Annotated in this window: 15 protein-coding genes; 5 read left to right on the top strand and 10 right to left on the bottom strand. The window is 70.5% G+C overall.

Annotated elements, in window-relative coordinates; genetic code table 11:
• Positions 1-3 precede the first annotated feature (3 nt).
• Positions 4-1,692 carry an aspartate-alanine antiporter gene (gene aspT / locus CSC64_RS04105; protein ID WP_162434055.1) on the top strand — a complete coding sequence of 563 codons (1,689 nt, stop codon included), beginning with the start codon at positions 4-6 and terminating at the stop codon, positions 1,690-1,692.
• A gap of 6 nt (positions 1,693-1,698) precedes the next feature.
• Here the strand turns inward: aspT and CSC64_RS04100 are convergent, their stop codons facing one another.
• From CSC64_RS04100 to CSC64_RS04065, 8 genes are all read right to left on the bottom strand, one after another.
• Positions 1,699-2,277, bottom strand: a complete 579-nt coding sequence (locus tag CSC64_RS04100; protein WP_162434054.1) for a hypothetical protein — start codon at positions 2,275-2,277, stop codon at positions 1,699-1,701.
• A 102-nt stretch (positions 2,278-2,379) separates the two neighbouring features.
• The gene (locus CSC64_RS04095) at positions 2,380-2,811 is read right to left on the bottom strand and encodes a hypothetical protein (RefSeq protein ID WP_162434053.1); all 432 of its coding nucleotides are present in this window, start codon (positions 2,809-2,811) and stop codon (positions 2,380-2,382) included.
• 111 nt (positions 2,812-2,922) lie between these two features.
• Positions 2,923-3,651: an HAD family hydrolase gene (locus tag CSC64_RS04090; protein ID WP_162434052.1), complete on the bottom strand. Its 729-nt coding sequence runs from the start codon at positions 3,649-3,651 to the stop codon at positions 2,923-2,925.
• A 214-nt stretch (positions 3,652-3,865) separates the two neighbouring features.
• Positions 3,866-4,252, bottom strand: coding sequence for a hypothetical protein (locus CSC64_RS04085; RefSeq protein ID WP_162434051.1), 387 nt, complete (start codon positions 4,250-4,252; stop codon positions 3,866-3,868).
• Between the two features lie 49 nt (positions 4,253-4,301).
• Positions 4,302-5,036, bottom strand: a complete 735-nt coding sequence (locus CSC64_RS04080; RefSeq protein ID WP_238389751.1) for a M15 family metallopeptidase — start codon at positions 5,034-5,036, stop codon at positions 4,302-4,304.
• A 10-nt stretch (positions 5,037-5,046) separates the two neighbouring features.
• Positions 5,047-6,651 (bottom strand): serine hydrolase domain-containing protein, encoded by a 1,605-nt coding sequence (locus tag CSC64_RS04075; protein WP_162434049.1) that lies wholly within the window; start codon positions 6,649-6,651, stop codon positions 5,047-5,049.
• Between the two features lie 65 nt (positions 6,652-6,716).
• Positions 6,717-9,755, bottom strand: coding sequence for a TonB-dependent receptor (locus CSC64_RS04070; protein ID WP_162434048.1), 3,039 nt, complete (start codon positions 9,753-9,755; stop codon positions 6,717-6,719).
• On the bottom strand, positions 9,752-11,239 hold the full coding sequence (locus CSC64_RS04065; protein WP_425501670.1) for a transglutaminase-like domain-containing protein: 1,488 nt from the start codon (positions 11,237-11,239) through the stop codon (positions 9,752-9,754). The genes CSC64_RS04070 and CSC64_RS04065 overlap by 4 nt, the downstream gene beginning before the upstream one ends.
• A gap of 234 nt (positions 11,240-11,473) precedes the next feature.
• Between CSC64_RS04065 and CSC64_RS04060 the strand changes: the two genes are divergently transcribed.
• From CSC64_RS04060 to CSC64_RS04045, 4 genes are all read left to right on the top strand, one after another.
• Positions 11,474-12,964, top strand: a complete 1,491-nt coding sequence (locus CSC64_RS04060; protein ID WP_162434047.1) for a C40 family peptidase — start codon at positions 11,474-11,476, stop codon at positions 12,962-12,964.
• Complete coding sequence (locus CSC64_RS04055; protein ID WP_162434046.1) at positions 12,961-14,058, top strand: dipeptide epimerase; 1,098 nt, start codon at positions 12,961-12,963, stop codon at positions 14,056-14,058. The genes CSC64_RS04060 and CSC64_RS04055 overlap by 4 nt, the downstream gene beginning before the upstream one ends.
• 46 nt (positions 14,059-14,104) lie before the next feature.
• The gene (locus CSC64_RS04050) at positions 14,105-14,953 is read left to right on the top strand and encodes a MurR/RpiR family transcriptional regulator (protein ID WP_162434095.1); all 849 of its coding nucleotides are present in this window, start codon (positions 14,105-14,107) and stop codon (positions 14,951-14,953) included.
• Positions 14,954-15,086: 133 nt separating this feature from the next.
• A complete protein-coding gene (locus tag CSC64_RS04045) occupies positions 15,087-16,346 on the top strand; it encodes a dicarboxylate/amino acid:cation symporter (RefSeq protein ID WP_162434045.1) in 1,260 nt (419 codons plus the stop codon).
• Positions 16,347-16,379: 33 nt separating this feature from the next.
• Here CSC64_RS04045 and CSC64_RS04040 read toward each other — a convergent pair whose 3' ends face one another.
• Together CSC64_RS04040 and CSC64_RS04035 are read right to left on the bottom strand one after the other, a co-directional pair.
• Positions 16,380-18,575, bottom strand: a complete 2,196-nt coding sequence (locus CSC64_RS04040) for a glycoside hydrolase family 3 N-terminal domain-containing protein (RefSeq protein WP_162434044.1) — start codon at positions 18,573-18,575, stop codon at positions 16,380-16,382.
• 398 nt (positions 18,576-18,973) lie between these two features.
• Entirely contained in the window at positions 18,974-19,315 is a 342-nt protein-coding gene (locus CSC64_RS04035) for a BON domain-containing protein (RefSeq protein ID WP_162434043.1), read from the bottom strand.
• Positions 19,316-19,457: the final 142 nt, after the last annotated feature.

Raw genomic sequence — 19,457 nt, 5'->3', positions numbered from 1 at the left:
CCAATGGAATGGTTCACTGCCCTGCTGGCCAAGTACCCCGAACTGGGCGTCTACCTGGCACTGGCGATCGGCTACTGGGTGGGCACGCGCAAGGTGCGCGGGTTCACCCTGGGCGGGGTGACCGGCTCGCTGCTGGCCGGGATGCTGATCGGGATCCTGTTCGAGGTGCCGGTGTCGGCCACGGCCAAGTCGGTGGTGTTCCTGCTGTTCCTGTTCGGGATCGGCTACGAGGTCGGGCCGCGCTTCGTCTCGGCGATGAAGGGCGATGGCTGGCGGTTCGCGGTGCTGGGCGCATTCATGCCGGTGATCGGCCTGCTCGTGGCATGGGCGGTGGCGGTGGCGCTGGACCTCAACCCCGGCCTGGCCGCCGGCATGCTCTCCGGCGCGCTGACCGAATCGCCGGCGATGGGCACCGCGGCCGAGGCGATCCGCGCCCTGCCGCTGGACGAGGCGACCCTGCGCATGTACGAGGCGCACATCGGCGTAGCCGACGCGCTGTGCTACGTCACCGGCGCGCTCGGCGTGATCTTTACGTGCAGCGTGATCGGCCCGGCGCTGCTGCGCGTGGACCTGAAGGCCGAGGCGCTGAAGCTGGAGGCGCAGTACGGGATCGTCCGCGTCCGCACCGGCATCGCCTCTGCCTGGCAGCCGTTCGAGACCCGCGCCTATCGCGTGGAGGCGCAGGCGCCGATCGCCGGGCGCACGGTCGCCGAGGCCGAGCAGCTGCACGACGGCAAGCGCCTGTTCATCCACCGCATCCGCCGCGACGGCGAGCTGATGGACCCGCTGCCCGATTTCCGCATCGCCGCCGGCGACCTGCTCGCCATCGGCGGCCGCCGCGAGCAGCTGGTCGCCTTCATCGGCGAGCGCGCCAGCGAGATCGACGACCGCGAGCTGCTCGACGTGCCCACCGCGGCCTACGAGATCTACGTCAGCCGCGGCGACTGGGTCGGCCGGCCGCTGGAGGAGGTCGCCGAGGACGACGACGCGCGGGCGGTGTTCCTGCGCCGGATCATGCGCCGCGGCCAGGAAATCCCGATCGGCACCCGCACCACCCTGGAACGCGGCGACGTGGTCCAGCTGACCGGGCCCGAACAGGCCGTGGTGCGCGCGATCGCGCGGCTCGGCGAAGTGGTCACGCCCACCGACGTCACCGATTTCGTCGCCGTCGGCGGCGCGGTCTTCATCGGCGCCCTGCTCGGCGCGGTGGTGGCGGTGCCGGTCGGCGACATCACCGTGACCATCGGTACCAGCGTCGGCGCCCTGCTCGCCGGCATCGTCACCGGCCACATCCGCGCCCACCGCCCGCTGTTCGGGCGGGTGCCGGACAGCGCGGTGAAGTTCATGCAGTCCTTCGGCCTGGCCGCGTTCGTGGCGATGGTCGGCCTGGGCGCCGGCCCGCACTTCATCCCTGCCGTGAAGGAATCGGGCATCGGCCTGCTGCTGGGCGGCGCGGTGGTGACCATGGTGCCGCTGATGGCCGGGCTGTGGTTCGGGCACAAGGTGCTGAAGATCAACCCGATCCTGCTGCTGGGCGCGATCTCCGGCGCGCAGACCTTCACCGCCGCGCTGGCCGCGGTGCAGGAGAAGAGCGGCAGCGCGATCGCGGTGATCGGCTATTCCGGCTCGGTGGCGGTCGCACACGTGTTCCTGACCACCTGGGGCACCGTGATCGTGCTGCTGATGGTCTAGCCCGGATCAGCGACTGCCGGGATCCCCGGCGGCGCGTTCGCGCAGCGCGCGCGACAACGCCGCATCCGGCTGCAGCGGCAATGCCCAGCGGCGGAAGCTGTCGGCCAGCGCCAGGCGCACGTTGCGGTACGCCGCCGATCCGGGGGCTGCGTCGAAGCCGGCGGCGACCTCCTCCCATCCCGCGCCCACGCCTGCCTGCGTCCGTGCACGCACCACGCTGCGGCAGGTGGCTTCGGTGGCGCGCGCCAGGAAGCAGGCGAACCACGCATCCCCGCCGCCCCAACCCGGCTGCGCGAGCAGGCCATGGACGTAGGCCTGCGGCACGCCGGCGTAACGCTCCAGTTCGGCGCCGAACGCATCGGGATGGCGGATGGCGTAGGCGTCGATCGCGGCCAGGCGACCATCCAGCCAGGCGTCGCCGGTGGCATGGGCGCGTGGTGCGTCTGCCGCGGTGGCATCGGCCTGGCCCGGTGCGGCCGATGCAGGACCCGCCGGCTGGCCGGCCGCGTTGCCGAGCGTGGCCGCCAGGGCGACGGCCAGGACCAGGCGCAGCGGTGTGCGGGGACGGATGGGCAGGCGGCTCATGCGGCGATTCTGCCGCAGCCTGCGCGGGCTGTCAGGCGCAGGGGTCCATCGTCGCGCCACCGATGGAGCATGGCGTGCCGGCGTTGCCACCATCGCGTGCGGTCAGTCGTCCCAGCCGCGGCCGCGATGCTTGTCGTGGCCACGCCCCTTCTTGCCGTGGTGGTCGTGGTGCTTGCGGTCGTCGTAGCGGTAGTCGTTGTAGCTGACCCGGTACTTCGGCGCGTGGTAATGGCGCGGCGGTGCCGGGCGGTGGTAGACCACGACCGGGCGCGGCGCGTAGCGGTAGTACACCGGGCGATGCCAGTGGTCGTATTCGACCACCACCGGCCGGTAGTAACCGCTTTCGTAGTAGTACGGGCGCCCGCTGCGGAAGATCAGGTCGGCGACGTCGACCAGGACGCGGACCTGCACGTCGGCGGCATGGGCGCGCGGAGCGGGCAGAAGGGTGGCCGCACCGGTGAGCGCGGTGGCGAACAGTGCGCCGCGCATCCAGTTGCGGGGGCGGGAGCGGAGGGTGGAGACAATGGCGTTCATGGCAGCGCTCCTCGTCTGTGCGTTGACGATGAAACTGCCGCCTTCGCGGTGAACGGTGATTTAACCCGTGCCGATGGAAACGTTACCGGTGCGCGCGAACGAACGAAACATTCATGAACCGTTGCGCACGTCCGTCACGATTCCGCGCACCGCCTGCGGCAGTTCCGCCGCCGCAGCGACCTTGCGCACGCGCGGATGTTCCTCGGCCAGGCCGTGTTCGGCCTCGTGCGCCCAGGTGATCGCGTAGGGAATGTGCACGCCCCCCCCGCCCAGCCGCACCACCGGCTCGATGTCCGAACGCAGCGAGTTGCCGACCATCACGAACTGCGAAGCGTCGATGCCGAATTCGGCGAGCACGCGCGCGTAGGTGGGTGGATCCTTCTCCGAGACGATCTCGATCCGCGGGAACAGGTCGGCCAGGCCGGAGCTGGCGATCTTCGCCTCCTGGTGGAACAGGTCGCCCTTGGTGATCAGCACCACCGGCAACTCGCCGGCGATCGCGGCCACCGCCTCGCGGATGCCGTCGATCAGTTCGACCGGGTGCTGCAGGGTGTCGCGGCCGATCTCCACCACCTTCTGCAGGTCGCGCGCGGCGATGCGGCCACCGGTCAGCTCGATCGCCGCCTCGATCATCGACAGGGTCATGCCCTTGACGCCGTAGCCGAACACCTTGAGGTTGCGCCGCTCGACCTCGAGCAGGTGGCGCAGGGTGCCGGCATCGTGCAGGTCGATGTAGCGGCCGATGATCTCCTCGTACTGCTTCTCCGCGGCGCGATAGTAGTCCTCGCTGCGCCAGAGCGTGTCGTCGCCGTCGAAGCCGACCAGGCGGATGTCGTGCATGGGCAAGACCGTGCGGAGTGGGAGCCGCAGGATAGCAGCGGCGGTGCGGCGGAACCGGCCGGCCCTGGTATCGCATGCTTCTCCCTGTAGGAGCCCGCATGAGGGCGACCCGACGAAGGCCGATCGCAGCCGCGTTCGACGCGATCCATCCGGAGACATCGCGTTGAGCACCGCACCTTCCGGTGTTCGTCGGGTCGCCCCCTGAAGTGGGCTCCTACAAGGGCGGGCGATCGCCTTGCTGCGTGCGCGCGGCGCGCGCCCTGAACAGCCACCAGCCCAGCAGCGCGCCCGCCAGTGCGCCCAGCACCTGCAGGACCACGCGCAGGCCGAGGTTGTTCGGGTCGTGGATTCCGGCCAGTGCCAGCCGCGCGTACAGCGGCGACTCCAGCCGCGCCACGCCCAGGTAGAACAGGTGCCAGGTGTCGATGCCGGCGGCCACCAGCACCGCGAGTGCGCAGCCCCAACCCAGTTCGTGGCCTACTTCCAGGCCGCCGCGGCGGCACACCCACGACCACAGCGCGTACACGACCATGCCGACGGCGAAGGCGATCAGGGCGGCCTCGAGCGCGCCGAGCATGCCGGTGTGGAGGGACAGGTTCATGGACGAAGGGCGTGGCGAAGGGAATGCCGGAGTCTACCGGCTGCGGCCCTCAGCGCACCGGGAAATCGTAGGCGGTGCCCGGATCGGGCTCCGGTTGCAGGGTGTAGTGCCACCATTCCTTCGGGTAGTTCGCCAGGCCCTGCGCGGCCATCGCGTCGACCAGGCGCGACCGGTTGTCCCGCTGCACGCCGGTGATCTCCGCCGCATCGGTGTGGGCCAGCGGGTCGAAGAAGTCGTAGGGCGTGCCCATGTCCAGCGGTTCGCAGCCACGCTCGCCAGCGGTTTCGCCACCACAGCGGACGAGGGTCAGGTCGACGGTCGCGCCGCGGCTGTGGCCGGAGACGCGGCCGATATAGCCGGGCATCAACGCAGTCCGCTCCACCCGCGGATACCAGCGTGCCTTCAACGCCGGATCGTCCGGCCACCCGACCCAGTCGACGAAGCTGAGCACCGCATGCGCCGGCCGGTAGCAGTCGTAGACGCGCAGGCCCATGCCTTCGGTGCGCAGTCCGGCCTGCACGCGGGCCAGCGCCTCGGCCGCCGGCCGCAGCAGGTAGCAGCGGTTGGCGGCATAGCCGGGCACCGGCGCACCGGTGAAGTTGTTGCTGCTGGCGTAGCGCATCTCCACTTCGATGTCAGGCGCCAGCGCCTGCACGTCGACCATGCCGGCCGCGGCCGGGTCGGCCGCCGGCGAGACCACCGGGTCCGCGGCAAAGCACGGCACCGCGGCCAGCAGCAGGCAAGCCGATGCGGCGCGTGCGATCGCATGGCCACGTCGCGCCACGCCGCGCAGGTCAGGGGCAGTCGCGCAGGCGGGTGAAGGCAAGGTCCGCATAGTCGTAACTGAAGTCCGCATCCGGATCCACGTGGGACAGGGCCAGCGTAGCGCCATCGTCGCGCCCGCGGGAAGGCGGATGCAGCCAGGCTTCGGCATCGACGCCATCGGCATCCCAGTCCACCAACCAGCGACCGTCGGCCAGGCGCATCACCCGCCCCGCCATCAGCGGCGAACGGGTGGAAACGAAACCGATGCCGTCGGTGCGCGGGCACAGCGCCACCTCGCCGAACCACGGGTCGCGCCAGACCCCGAGCAGCGGCGCCGCTTCGTCACGCCGCGCCGGCCGCCGCGACGAGGTGTCCGGCAGCGGCTGCGCCTCGGCGCGCTGTGCACGCTCGCGCTCGAGCAGGCCCGCATAGTGGGCCACGCCGTGGCCGGAAGCCGGATCGGTATAGCGCTGCAGCAGCGCCTGTCCCAGCGCGGTGCGCGCGGCCTCGCCTTCGCCGTTGATCAGGATCACGAAGCCGCTGCGCCTGTCCGGCAACAGCACCAGCGAGGAATACATCCCGTCCAGCGTGCCGGTGTGCGCGACCTTCCACTCGCCGCCCACGTCCGACAGCCGCCAGCCGTAACCGTAGGCGGAGAAGTGAGTGCCGTCCCATTCGCGCATGCGCGTGCTCACCGGCATCGGCATGTGCGCGGTCCATACCGCGCGCCGCTGCCCCGGCGACAGCCAGGGATCGGGGGGGTCCAGCCACATCCGCATCCACTTGAGCATGTCGTCCACGCCGCAGCGGATGCCGCCGGCGGCCATCGAGGTGATGTCGGGCACCATGCCGCCGTCGCCGCGGCCGCGCTCGTCCATCGGCATGTTGCGCCCGTCCACGCGCCGGTGCGGCAGGGCCACGCTGCCGGCCTGGTCCAGGCGCCAGCTGCCGACCCGGCAGCCCTCCATGCCCAGCGGCACGAAGATCTCGCGCCGCACCAGTTCGTCGTAGGGCACGCCCGCCACCGCCGCAGCCAGCTCGCCCGCGACCACGTAGAGCAGGTTGTCGTAGGCGTAACCGGAGCGGAAGCTGGTGACCGGCTTCAGGTGTTCCAGCCCGGCGATCACGTCGGCGCGGGTGAAGGTGTTGGGCTCCGGCCACAGCATCAGGTCGCCGGCGCCCAGGCCCAGGCCGCTGTTGTGGATCAGCAGGTCGCGCACCTGCATGTTCACGGTGACCCACGGGTCGTGCATGCGGAACTGCGGCAGGTGCTTCACCACCGGGTCGTCCCAGCGCAGCCGGCCCTGGTCGACCAGCCGCGCCAGCACTGCGGCCGTCATCGCCTTGGTGTTGGAGGCGATCTTGAACAGGGTGGCGGAGGTGACCGGCTGGCCGGCGCCGGCGGCCAGCTCGCCGCGTGTTTCCACCGCGACGACGCGGCCGTCCTCGATCACGCCGACGGCGATGCCGGGCAGGCCGTAGCGGGCAACGGTCTCGTCCACCGCGCGGGCGATCGCGGCTCGTGCATCCGCATCCACCGGCGGCGAAGCCGCGGGCGCAGCGGCGATGGCCGCAGCGGCCGGAAAAAGAAAAGCGGCCGCCAGGGCGGCCGCAAACGGGAGGGTCCTTCGCATTTCGGTTCCTGTCCCCGGTCCGGTCGGCGCGGCTCCCGCTGGAGCCGCGCCTTCCGGTTGGCCGATCAGAAGTTCCAGGTCAGCACCAGCTGCGCGTAGCGCGGCGACTGCCAGCGGGTACCGGTGCCGAACAGGCCACGGGTGACGCCCGGGCCCTTCTCGTAGCGTGCGCGCTGGTTGATCACTTCCTGCTCGTTGAGCAGGTTGTAGACCGACAGGCGGATCCGCAGGTCGGTGTCCGGCGACGGCAGGGTCCAGGTGGCGCTGGCGCCCCAGTCGTAGGTCCACGGCATGCGGCCGAAGGCACCGCGGCCGGAGTACTCGAACACGCGCTGGCTCCAGTTGCCCGAGCAGTTCTGCACGCAATGCCAGAACGAGCCGCCGCCGGAACCTTCGGTCACGAAGCTGGCCGCGCCGGTGCTGTCGTTGGGCCAGGCCACGCCCAGCGCGGTGATCGGGCCACCGGACTGCGCGGTGAGGGTCGAGCCGAACGACCACATCTCGTTGAGCTTGTACGAACCACGCAGCTTGATCTGGTGGCGGTGGTCATTGAACAGCGGGCCGTAGTCCTCGTTGTTGGCCGGGTGGTCCCAGTGCTGGACCATGCCGGTGTCGGCGTAGTTGGTGTCCGAGTTCACCGGGCCTTCGTGGTTGCCCTCCGACTTCGACCACAGGTAGGACGCATTGAACGCCCACTTGTCGTCCCAGGCGCGGTCGATCTGGAACTCGACCGAGGTGTAGGTGCGCTTGGGATCGGAATAGCCCACGACCTCGCCGCTGCCGCCCTTGATATAGCCGTCCTTCGAGGTGTCGACGGTGATCCAGCCCTCGGTGGCGCAGCCGATGTCGTCGTTGCCCCAGATGGTCAGCTTCTCGCCCGGGTTGCCGATCGGCCACAGGTTGTAGCCGACGGGCCCGCACGGGGTGTGGTTGATGCGGATGTCGTCCATCGCATTGGGCATGCGCCGGTAGGTGGCGTTGACGCCCCACGACCAGGCCTGGTTGATCATCTGCTGGAAGCCGAGGATCAGCTCGTCCTGGTACACCGCATCGAGGTCCCGGTCCACGCTCTGCCGCAGGTCGTCCACCGGCAGGTTGTACTGGTCGTCGACCGGGCCGATCTGCGTGCCCAGCACCGGCTGCATGTAGCTGGCGCCGGTGATCGGGTTGGTGGACGGGTTCCAGCCGTCGAGCTGGTAGAAGGTGCGCTCGTCGATCAGGCCGCCGGCGAAGTTGTAGTTGATGATGTTGGTGACCGGCAGGTAGTAGCGGCCGAGGTTGCCGAACAGCTTGGTGGTGCCGTCATCCTTCATGTCCCAGGAGAAGCCGACGCGTGGCGACACCAGGTTGTCCATCTTGATGAAGCTGTCGCCCGAGGCGGTCTTGTTGTCGAAGTTGTCCACGCGCAGGCCCAGGTTCAGGACCAGGCTCGGGGTGACGTTCCAGATGTCTTCCAGATAGTACGCGTTGGCGGTGGTCTCGAACACGCCGCCGTCGATGCGCCGGCGGCCCATCACGATGGCGTCGACGCCGGCCGGCACGGTGGCGCCGTTGTCCAGGATGGCACCGGGGGTGGCGCCGTACACCGTGTAGCGCATCAGGGTCTGGCCCGGATAGCGCGTGGTGCGGTCGGTGGTCATCTCCTCGCTGTCGACGCCGAAGCGCAGCAGGTGGTCGCCGAGCGCCCACTCGAAGTCCAGTCGCCCGACCTTGCGCTCGTCGTGGTGGTCCACCACCGAGCTGCTGGTGCTCGGATGGCAGCTGACCGCAGGACGGCCCATCGCCACCCAGCGCGCGTTGTAGGTGGCGTCGATCAGGACCTGCGAGCAGGGGCCGTCGGCCGGGGAGAACGACAGGCCGCGGGTGCGGTTGACGCCGTACATGGCCTTGGCGGTGAAGTTCTCGCCGAAGCGGCCGATATAGGTCGCCGAACCGTTGACGCCACCGGACTGCGAGGTGGTTTCGCCGGTGAGGGCGCCCTTTTCGCGCGTATCGAAATTGTAGGTCTGGACGGCGGTGTTGGTTTCCGCCTCGTCCGAGAACGCGAGCAGCTCCAGGCGATGGTCGTCGTTGATGTTCCAGTCCAGCTTCGCGCCCCAGAAGCCGTTGCTGGAGTCGCCCTCGGACCAGGTGCTGCCTGCGGAGTTGGTGTAGCCCGAACCATTCTCGCGCTGTTCGTACATCGCGAAAAGGAACAGGCGGTCCTTGATCAGCGGACCGGACGCCCAGACGTTGGCCTTCATGAAGCTGTTGCGGTCGTGGCTCGAGCGGTAGGTGGCCGAGACCGGGACGCCATCGCCGTCGACCGCATTGAAATAGTGGTCTTCCGCGGTGGACTGCCAGGCCGAGGGCTCGAACGTGAACTCAAGGCCACCCTGCAGCTCGTTGCTGCCCGAGCGGGTCACGGCGTTGATTACGCCACCGGTGCTGCGGCCGAACTCTACCGAGTAGCCGCCGGTCTTGACCTGGAACTGGTCGAAGAAGGCGAACGGCGCGGTCGAGAACGACTGGCGCCGGTAGAAATCGGTGACGTTCAGGCCGTTGATGAACACCGAGTTCTCGGCCACCGACGAGCCGCCGAACGAAATGCCACCGAACGAGGCGTTTCCGCCCACCACGCCGGGCGCCAGCATCGCCACCGACGACAGGCTCTGTTCGACCGGCAGTCGCGCCAGCTCCTCGCGGTTGATGTTGGTGGAGACCTCCGTGGAGAAAACGTCCACGCGGTTGACCACGCGCGAGCCGACGACCTCGACCACGTCCAGGTTGGTCAGCGCACCGCCCTCGCCCAGGTTGACGGTGGTGGTGCCACCCAGGCCGACCACGACGGTGACCCCTTCGCCGACCGGCTGTCCGTCACGCACCAGCTGCAGCCGGTAGTCACCGACCGGCAGCTGGGTGACGCGATAGCTGCCGTCCCTGCCGACGGTGACCGTGTGGGTCGCGCCGGTGGCGTTGTTGACGATCGTGATCTGGTCGCCCGCGGTCGCACGGCCGGCGACCGCGCCGGTGGCGCTCTGCGCCATCGCCAGCGGCGCCATCGTGCCCAGGCACGCACCCAGCGCCACGCACAGCGCCGCTTTCCTCAGGATCCTGCTGTTCATCCCCGTGTCTCTCCCACAGTGGTGTTGTTGTGATTCGCGCCTGTTTTTGCGGCGTCATTGCCAGTTGGCAGCATCTGCCATTCGAACCGGTAGTCCCATTGGTCGAAGTAGAGATTCCCGCCGCGCCACTCCGCCTCGCCGCGTTGCGAATCCACGGTCTCGGAGCGGAAGTGGTGCTTGGCCGGAACGAATTCCTGCGATATGCCGTCGTTGAAGGCGATCCGGTACGCATCCAGGCCGCCGAGGTAGAACCAGCGCTGCGCCGGGTCGTCGCTGGCCAGCTGCCCGGTGGTCACGTCCATCGGCACCCAGCCGTAGGGCGCCAGGTACAGCCAGCCCCAGTCGTGCATGGTGTCGTGGCCGACGGCATCGTCGGAATAGACCCAGCCGGACTGCCAGCGCGCGGGGATGCCGTTGAGCCGCAGCAGCGCCATCAGCAGCAGGGTCTGCTGGCCGCAGTCGGCGTGGCCGGCGTGCAGGGCGTGATCGCTGATGTTGGAGAGCGTCGAATACTCGCGCGCGCCGGCCCAAGGGATGCGGTCGACCGCCTCGAACAGCCGGCGCGCGATTTCGTAGGGGCGGGTCTCGTCGCCGACCACCTGCGCGGAGAACGCGCGCAACGCCGGGGTGAAGACGATGTGCGGCGGCTGCTCGGCCAGGTACGGCGCCAGCGCCGGATCGTCAGGGGTGGACTGCACGCGCTGCGGGTCGATGTCGAAGCGGCGCGCGTACACGGTCAGTTCGTACTCCACCGAGAATCCGGTGGGCTTGCCCGCCTCGGCGGTGCGCTCCATGTAGGCGGTGCGCTGCAACGCGCCTTCCGGCGCGAGCTGGCCGCCCGCGGGCACCGTCGCAAGCAGGCGTATGTCTTCCTGCTGGCCGTCGATCGCACGCGGATAGGGAATCCAGGCGCGCACGGTCTCGCCGGCCGGCACCGCGTCAGCGTCGACCACCAGCGACTGGGTGACCCGCAGCCGGCGCGGCGCCACGCTGGTGGCGCCATCGGCCGCGGCGGCCAGCACCTCGGCGTGGTGCGGATGCAGCGACTCGAACGGGCCCGCACTGAACGGCTTCACCGGCGGCGCACGGCGCGCGGCGGCCCCGGCGTTGAGCCGGTACAGGTTGGGGATCGCGCGCTTGAAGTAGCGTGGCTCGCCGTCGATGTCCATGCGTTCGACCAGCCCGGCACGGTCCCAGGCGTCGAACTCGGCCTCGTCCAGGTCCGGAATCGACCGGCGCAGCTGCGCCAGTGCCGCGTCGCGGTCCAGGGTGAAGTCCAGGCGGATGCGGCGCATGCGCTCGCGTTCGAACAGCAGCGCCTCGCGCTGGGCCGCCGGCAGCGCCGGCTGCGACAGTGCCGTGGCGATGGTCGCCTCGGCGGCACGGAAGTCGCCGCGGTCCACCGCCGCGACCGTCGCCTCCAGCGCGGAAGCCGGCACGCCCGCCGCCTGCACTCGCGCCGCCTGCACATCCGCCGCGATCACGGCGGCCAGCAGGCACAGCGCCGGCCACGCCGCACGCCAGCCGCGGCGCAGGGCGCGCGATGGCTGTTTCGGTGCGGCAAGTTGGCAACAACGTGCATCCACGACGACACTTCCCCGGCCGGTGGTAGCGCTGGTGTAACACGGGCCCGATACCGGGTCAATAATTTATTCTTGACTGCGCGAATATTCGGAATAACTATTCTTCGGCACCGCGCCCCGGGGAGGACCGGCGAGATGAGCACCCCCAATGTGGTTTCGATCGGACCGCGTCGCGCCCGCCCCGGGCACGCCCGGTCGTGGCTGGCCGCGCCGTGGCCGCGCGCCCTGCTGCTCGCCGCGCTGCTGCCGGCCGCCACCGTTGCCGTCGCCAGGCCCGCGGCCGGCGACGCCCCGACCGCGGTCATCGAAGTCCACCAGGCCGACCTGGCCCCGCAGCACTGGATCGCGCAGCTGCCCGACCCGGACCGGCTGATCCTCGACCGCGCCGCGATCGCCGCGCAGAACGCGCGCATGCGCGCCGAGGACCGCTCGATCCACGACATCGCCGCCCTGCCCGATCCGCTGCCGCGCGCTTTCGTCCGCGAACGGATCGAGGCACTGTCGGCGCCGCCGACCCGCCCCCTGTTCGACGTTCACGGCAAGCCGGTGCCGAAGAAGGAAATTGACGCGCTGCAGCGCGCGCTTGCGCTGGACGCGATCCCGGCGACGCGCCCGCTGCGCTACGGCCTGGTCGTGCACCGTGCCGACCTGCGCGCCTTCCCCACCCGCCTGCGCGCGTTCAGCAGCGCCGGCGAAACCGACATCGACCGCTTCCAGGAATCGGCGCTGTTCCCCGGCGACGCGGTCGCGGTGCTGCACGAGAGCGGCGACCGGCAATGGCTGTTTGTCGCCAGCGAGCGCTATGCGGCCTGGATTGAGGCCCGCCACGTGGCCACCGGCGCGCGCGACACCGTGCTTGGTTACGCCATGCGCGAACCCTACCTGGTCGTCACCGGCGCCACCGTGCATACCAACTACACCCCGGAGGAACCGCGGGTGTCGGTGCTGCAGCTGGACATGGGCGTGCGCCTGCCGCTGCGCGCGGACTGGCCGCCGGCACAGGCAGTCAACGGCCAGCACCCGCATGCCTCGCACGTGGTCGAGCTGCCGGTGCGCAACGCCGACGGCAGCCTGGCGCTGGTGCCGGCGCTGGTCGCGCGCTCGGCCGACGTCGCCGGCGACTACCTGCCGCTGACCCCGGCCAACCTGGTCCGGCAGTCGTTCAAGTTCCTCGGCGAACGCTACGGCTGGGGCCACAGCTACGACGCGCGCGACTGCAGCGGCTTCGTCTCCGAGATCTACCGCAGCTTCGGCGTGCTGGTCCCGCGCAACACCCGCGACCAGGCGGTGAGCCCGGCGCTGGACCGGATCGGCTTCGACGCGGAGGCTACGCGCGAGGCGCGCATGGCCGCGGTGCGCCAGTTGCAGGTCGGCGACCTGGTCTACATCCCCGGGCACGTGATGATGGCCCTGGGCCACCAGCGCGGCCTGGCCTTCATGATCCACGACACCAGCGGCGGCAGCTGGCGCGGCGAAGACGGCACGCGCGTGCGCGCCGGCCTCAACGGCGTCTCGGTCACCCCGCTGGAGCCGATGCTGTTCGGCGACACCGAGACCTACGTGGACCGCATGACCAGCATCCAGCGCATGCGCCCCGCGCCCTCCCCCAACCCGGCCACTCCATGAAGATCACCGACATCGAACTGGGCATGCTGCGCGTGCCGCTGAAGACCCCGTTCAAGACCGCGCTGCGCACCGTCGACACGGTCGAGGACATCGTGGTGCTGGTGCGCACCGACAGCGGCCACACCGGCCATGGCGAGGCGCCGGCCACCGCGGTGATCACCGGCGACACCCACGGCTCGATCATCGAGGCCATCGACCGCCACATCAAGCCGCGCCTGATCGGCCAGGACATCGCCAACCTCAACCGCATCTGCGGGCTGATCCAGGGTGCGATGGAGCGCAACACCAGCGCCAAGGCGGCGGTGGAGATCGCGGTCTACGACCTGTGGGCACAGCTGTACAACGCGCCGCTGTACCGGATGCTCGGCGGCGGCGATCCGGTGATCACCACCGATATCACCATCTCCGTGGACCACATCGACAAGATGGTGGCCGACTCGATCGCCGCGGTCGACCGCGGCTTCGACTCGCTGAAGATCAAGGTCGGCAAGGACATCGGCCTGGACATCGAGCGGGTCAAGGCGATCCACGCCGCGGTCGAGGGCCGCGCCCTGCTGCGGCTGGACGCCAACCAGGGCTGGACCGCCAAGCAGGCGGTGTACGCGATGCACGCGCTGGAGGACGCCGGGGTGCTGCTGGAACTGCTCGAGCAGCCGGTCAAGGCGGCCGACATCGAGGGCATGAAGTACGTCACCGAGCGGGTCCACACCCCGGTGATGGCCGACGAAAGCGTGTTCGGCCCGACCCAGGTGTTCGACCTGATCGAGCGCCGCGCCGCGGACATCATCAACATCAAGCTGATGAAGACCGGCGGCATCTCCAACGCGGTGCGCATCGCCGACATCGCCTCCCTGTACGGGGTGCAGTGCATGATCGGCTGCATGATCGAATCGGCGATCTCGGTGGCCGCCGCGGTGCACCTGGCCGTGGCCAAGTCCGACGTGATCACCAAGGTCGACCTGGACGGCCCGTCGCTGGGCCAGTTCAACCCGGTCGAGGGCGGGGTGATCTTCGACGAATCGGAGATCACCATCACCGACGCGCCCGGCCTGGGGATCCGCGAGATCCGCGGTCTGGAACTGCTGGCGCGCTGAGCAGGACGGTTGCCAGGTGCGCCCGACCCGGATGAAGATCGCACCCATGCCGCCCCTGGTGAAGATCAGCTCCGAACGCGACCAGATGTCGGCGATCGAACGCCGCATCGCCGATTTCATCCTCGACAACGCCCACCTGCTGCGCGACTACTCCTCGCAGCAGCTGGCCAGCGCGCTGGGGATCAGCCAGTCCTCGGTGGTCAAGTTCAGCCAGAAGTTCGGCTTTCGCGGCTACCCGGACCTGAAGTACAGCATCGGCCAGGCGCTGGCGCGCAACGGCGCCGACGCCCCCACCAGCGCCGTTCCCCTCGCCGCCCACGACGACTGGACCGCGCTGGAGCAGGCGCTGCGCCGGAGCAAGGCCGCGGCCGAGGAGGAAACCCGGCTGCTCAACCCGCGCGAGCGGATCGAGGCGATCGTCGACCTGGTCGACGGCGCCGGCAAGGTGTTCGTCTGCGGGCTGGGCGACGACGGCCTGTTCGCGCGCGAGTTCGCCATGCGCCTGTCGCTGCTGGGCGTACTGGTGGCCCACCACGCCGACCCGATCCTGATGATGGCCAACCTGTCGGCGGCGCGGCCGGGCGACGTGCTGCTGATGTTCTCCGAGTTCGGCCAGCTGCCGCAGCTGTCGCAGATCAGCCGCCAGTTCCAGGCCTGCGAGGGCAAGGTGGTGTCGATCACCCGGCACACCGCCAACCCGCTGCGCGCGCACGCCGACGCCGCGCTGGTGGTCTCGGCCCACGACCCGGCGCCGCACGTGGAACTGCTGCTGTACCGTTCCTCGCTGCAGTACCTCCTCGACTTCCTGTTCGTGCTGCTGTGCCAGGCCAACCCGGACCGGCACCGCCAGCTCGGCGTCACCCTCGACCGCATCCGGCCCCTGCTGGACAACTGACCCGCCGCACCGGAACCCGCATGCCCGCGATCCACGACACGCCACCCCGTGCCCTCCGCTTCGCCTGGCCGCTGCGTGGCCGCCGCATCCCCCGCGCGCCCGGGCGCCTGCCGGCACCGGCGGAGGCCGCGCCATGAGGTGGCCCGGCGCGACCGCGCGAGTACTGCTGGCGCTGCTCGCCGGCGCGGTGGCCGGGCTGGCGCTGGCGCACTGGCTGCCCGGGGCGGCCGCCGGCGCCGCCGGCATCGCCGAGCCGGTGGGCAAGCTGTGGCTGAGCGCGCTGCAGATGACCGTGGTGCCGCTGGTGCTGGCGCTGGTGATCCTCGGCGTGGCCACCGCCACGGACGCGGCCGCCTCCGGGCGCGTGGCGCGGCGGGCGATGGTGGTGTTCCTGGCAGTGCTGGCGCTGTTCGCCGCCTATGCCGCGCTGCTGGCGCCGGCGTTGCTGGCGCTGGTGCCGCGCAGCGCACAGCTCACCGCCACCCTGCAGGCTTCGGCCACCGCCACCGAAGCGGCCGCGGCGCCGTCGCTGGCGCAGTGGATCGGCGGGGTGATCCCGTCGAACGCGGTGATGGCCGCCGCGCAGGGCGCGATGCTGCCGCTGGTGGTGTTCGCGCTGTTCTTCGGTTTCGCCCTCACCCGCATCGAGCACGAGCGCCGCGCCCAGGTGGTGGGCCTGTGCCACGGCATCGCCGACACCATGATCGTGATCGTGCGCTGGGTGCTGCTGGCCGCACCGGTGGGCGTGTTCGCGCTGATGCTGGCGGTGTGCGCGCAGGCCGGGATGGGCGTGGTCGGCGCGCTGCTCGGCTACATCGTCCTGCTGTGCGGGATGTACCTCGGCGCGATCGCGATCTGCTACGTGCTGGTGGGCCTGTTCGCCGGACGCTCGCCGCTGGCCTTCGCCAGCGCGATCCTGCCGGTGCAGGTGGTGGCGGCCAGCCCCCAGTCCTCGCTGGCCACGCTGCCGGCGATGCTGGAAAGCGCGCGCGACCACCTCGGCATGCCGCGGGCGGTGGGCGCGCTGGTGCTGCCGATGGCGGTGACCCTGTTCCGGATCACCTCGCCGATCCAGTACCTGGTCGCCGCCGCGTTCGTCGCATGGGCCTACGGCATCGAGCTGACCGCGGCACAGCTGGCCTTCGGCGCGGCGCTGTCGGTGGTGATCAGCCTCGGTTCGGTCGGCCTGCCCGGCCAGGCCATCTTCGCCGCCACGGTGATCCCGGTGACGATGGCGATGGGCCTGCCGGTGGCGCCGCTGGGGCTGCTGCTGGCGGTGGACACCATCCCCGATGTGTTCGCCACCACCGGCAACGTCACCGGCGATCTCACGGCCCCCGCCATCGTCGACCGGCTCAGCCCGGAAGCGGCGGAGCGGCCGGACGCGGCCTGACCGGCGCGCCGGGCGCAGGGCCGGGCAGGCACCCTACGCCGGTGGCAGCAGTTCGAACCGCGCCGGTTTGCCGGTCGCCGACGACGGCGCGATCCACGCGTCGAACGCACCCGGCTCGGCGCCGTGCGTGCCGTCGGCGCGGGTGAAGGCCAGGTCGGCGCGCGACAGCTCGAACGCCACCTCCAGCGACTGGCCCGGCTGCAACAACACCTTGCGGAAGCCCTTCAGCTCGCGCACCGGCCGCACCCGGCTGCCGACGCGATCGTGCAGGTACAGCTGCACCACCTCCTCGGTCGCGCGCACGCCGTCGTTGCGCACCGTGGCGCATACCCGCAGGGTGCCGTCCCAGGCCAGCGCCGGTGCGGCGACCGTGGTCGCGCCATATTCGACGCGGCCATAGGTGAGCCCGTGCCCGAACGGGTACAGCGCGGTGTTCGGATGCTCGCGCCAGCGCGCCTTGAACTCGGACATCTCCGGCGTTTCCGGGCGTCCGGTGCGCGGGTGGTTGTAGAAGAACGGCTGCTGCCCGGAATCGTGCGGGAAGCTCACCGGCAACCGCGCCGACGGACTGAAGTCGCCGAACACCACGTCGGCCACCGCGTGCCCGGTCTGGCTGCCGAGGAACCAGGTGACCAGGATCGCCTGCGCATCGCGCACCGCACCCTGCAGCGCCAGTGCGCGGCCGTTGCGCAGCAGCACCACCACGGGCGTGCCGGTGGCGGCCACCGCCTCGGCCAGCGCCTGTTGCGCCGGCGGCAGCTCGATCCGGGTGCGCGACTGCGCCTCGCCGCTGTAGCGCTGCGGTTCGCCCACCGCCAGCAGGACCACGTCGGCGCCGCGCGCGGCGGCCACCGCGGCCTCGATGCCGCCTTCCAGCTCCGCTTCCATCGCGCAGCCATCGACTACGTCCAGCACGGCGCCGTCCGCCAGCGCCGCGCGCAGGCCTTGTTCCACGTTCACGTAGCGCGAGCGGTCGCCGAACAGGGTCCAGCAGCCCTCGAGGTTGTCGCGGTCGCGGGCGAACGGGCCGACCAGGGCGATGCGCGCGTCGCGGCGCAGCGGCAACAGGTCGCCTTTGTTCTTCAGCAGCACGATCGAGCGCCGCGCCGCGTCGCGGGCCAGCGCCTCGTGCGCCTCGCGCTGCGAAGCGTCGGTCTCGCGCGCCGGGTCCAGCGAACGGTACGGATCGTCGAGCAGGCCGATCGCCGCCTTGACCGACAGGACACGCCGCACCGCCTCGTCCAGCATCGCCATCGGTACCTCGCCGGACTCGACCAGCGCCGGCAGGTGGGCGGCATAGAAGCCGCTCTGCATGCTCATGTCCAGGCCGGCGTCGAACGCGCGCAGGGTGGCGTCGCGCGCATCGGCAGCGTAGCCGTGCGCAACCAGCTCCATGTCCGCGGTGTAGTCGGACACCACCACGCCCGGGAAGCCCCATTCGCCGCGCAGCAGGTCGCCGAGCAGGGCGCGGTTGGCGCTGGCCGGCACGCCGTTGATGTCGTTGAACGCGGTCATCACCGCCAGCGCGCCGGCGTCGAAGGCGGCCTTGAACGGCGGCAGGTGCACGTCGCGCAACGTGCCTTCGGAGATCTCGACGTAGTTGTAGTCCATGCCGGCGGCGACCGCGCCGTAGGCGGCGAAGTGCTTGGGCGTGGCCAGCAGCGAATCGTGCGCGCGCAGGTCCTCGCCCTGGAAGCCGCGCACGCGCGCGGCGGCGAAGGCGCAGCCGAGGAAGGTGTCCTCGCCGGCGCCTTCCGCGCCGCGGCCCCAGCGCTGGTCGCGGGCGATGTCCACCGCCGGGGCGAAGGTCCAGTGCAGGCCGGCGGCGGTGGCCTCGACCGCGGTGGCGCGGGCGGTGCGCTCGGCCAGTTCCGGTTCGAAGCTGGCCGCTTCGCCCAGCGGGATCGGGAACACGGTGCGCATGCCGTGGATCACGTCGGCCGCCAGCAGCACCGGGATGCCGAGCCGGCTTTCCTCCACCGCCACGCGCTGGATCTGGCGACCCTGGGCGGCGCCGACGCCGTTGAACAGCGCGCCCACGCGCCCGGCGCGCACCTGTTCGAGCACTTCGGCGGCGTTGCGGACGTTGGCTTCGGGATTCACGTCCGGCGCGAACGGGCGGACCATGTCGGCGAACACGCCCAGTTGCCCGACCTTCTCTTCCACGGTCATGCGCGCGAGCAGGGACTCGATCCGGGCGTCGTCGGCAGGGTTGGCCTCGTAGGGCATGTGCAGGGGTGGCAGCGGGAACGCCCACGATTCTAGCGGAGCGGCCGGTGAGGGCCAGCGCGGGGGTTCCGGACCGATGCTCGAGGGCGTGGGCTTTCCTGCGTGCGCACTGGTGGGGACGTGTAACGGGTGGTGTAACGGTTTGGACGGCACGGCGGCAAGGTGGCAAGGCGAACAGCCGTCTGCTCCGGTGGGGGCCATGCATTTGAGCGCGTCGACTCCGGTGGGGGGCCGCCGCTTTTGCTTCTCGCGCTTCCAGGGCTCAAGGTTTCCGCTCATCCCGGCTCTTCCAGCAACGAGGAAACGCACAAGAAAGCGGCGCGGAACCAGGAGGTTCCGCGCCGCCGTGGCGTCCCGTCGTCACCCCGGGACGCCAGCCAACGGGGGCGTGACGGCCGTCAGTTGGCAGACACCACCAGCTTGGAGGCGTCGACCTTGCCCACGCCTTCGATGCCGGCCGCGATCTTCTTCGCATGCTCGACCTGGGCCTGATTCTTGGCAGTGCCGGTCAGGAAAACCACGCCATCGACCGTATCGACATCGATCTTCGTGCCCGAAACACTCTCGTCGGCCAGCAGGCTGGACTTCACCTTGGTGGTGATCCAGGTATCGTTGACCGGCTGCGAGGACGCCGCCTCGGCGGCCGGCTTTTTCTCCGGCGTCTTGTTTTCGGCCATCGCCGCAGTGGAGGACAGGACCGCGGCGAGCGTGGCGGCGAGGATGGAAGCGTGCTTGCGCATGGGGGCCTCTTGATTGGTCTGCTGGGTGTGGGCGGCCAGCCTCCCAATCCGCGCGTGCAATGACGGTGAATATCCGTGTGAAGACTGCACGCGGTTGTGTACGGTTCATCGGTGTGCACGGAGTTGCATGACGATGCGAAGG

Source organism: Pseudoxanthomonas koreensis (assembly GCF_010093225.1).
In the GTDB taxonomy this organism is placed as follows: domain Bacteria; phylum Pseudomonadota; class Gammaproteobacteria; order Xanthomonadales; family Xanthomonadaceae; genus Pseudoxanthomonas; species Pseudoxanthomonas koreensis.
This window is presented reverse-complemented; position numbering and strand designations above follow the sequence as displayed.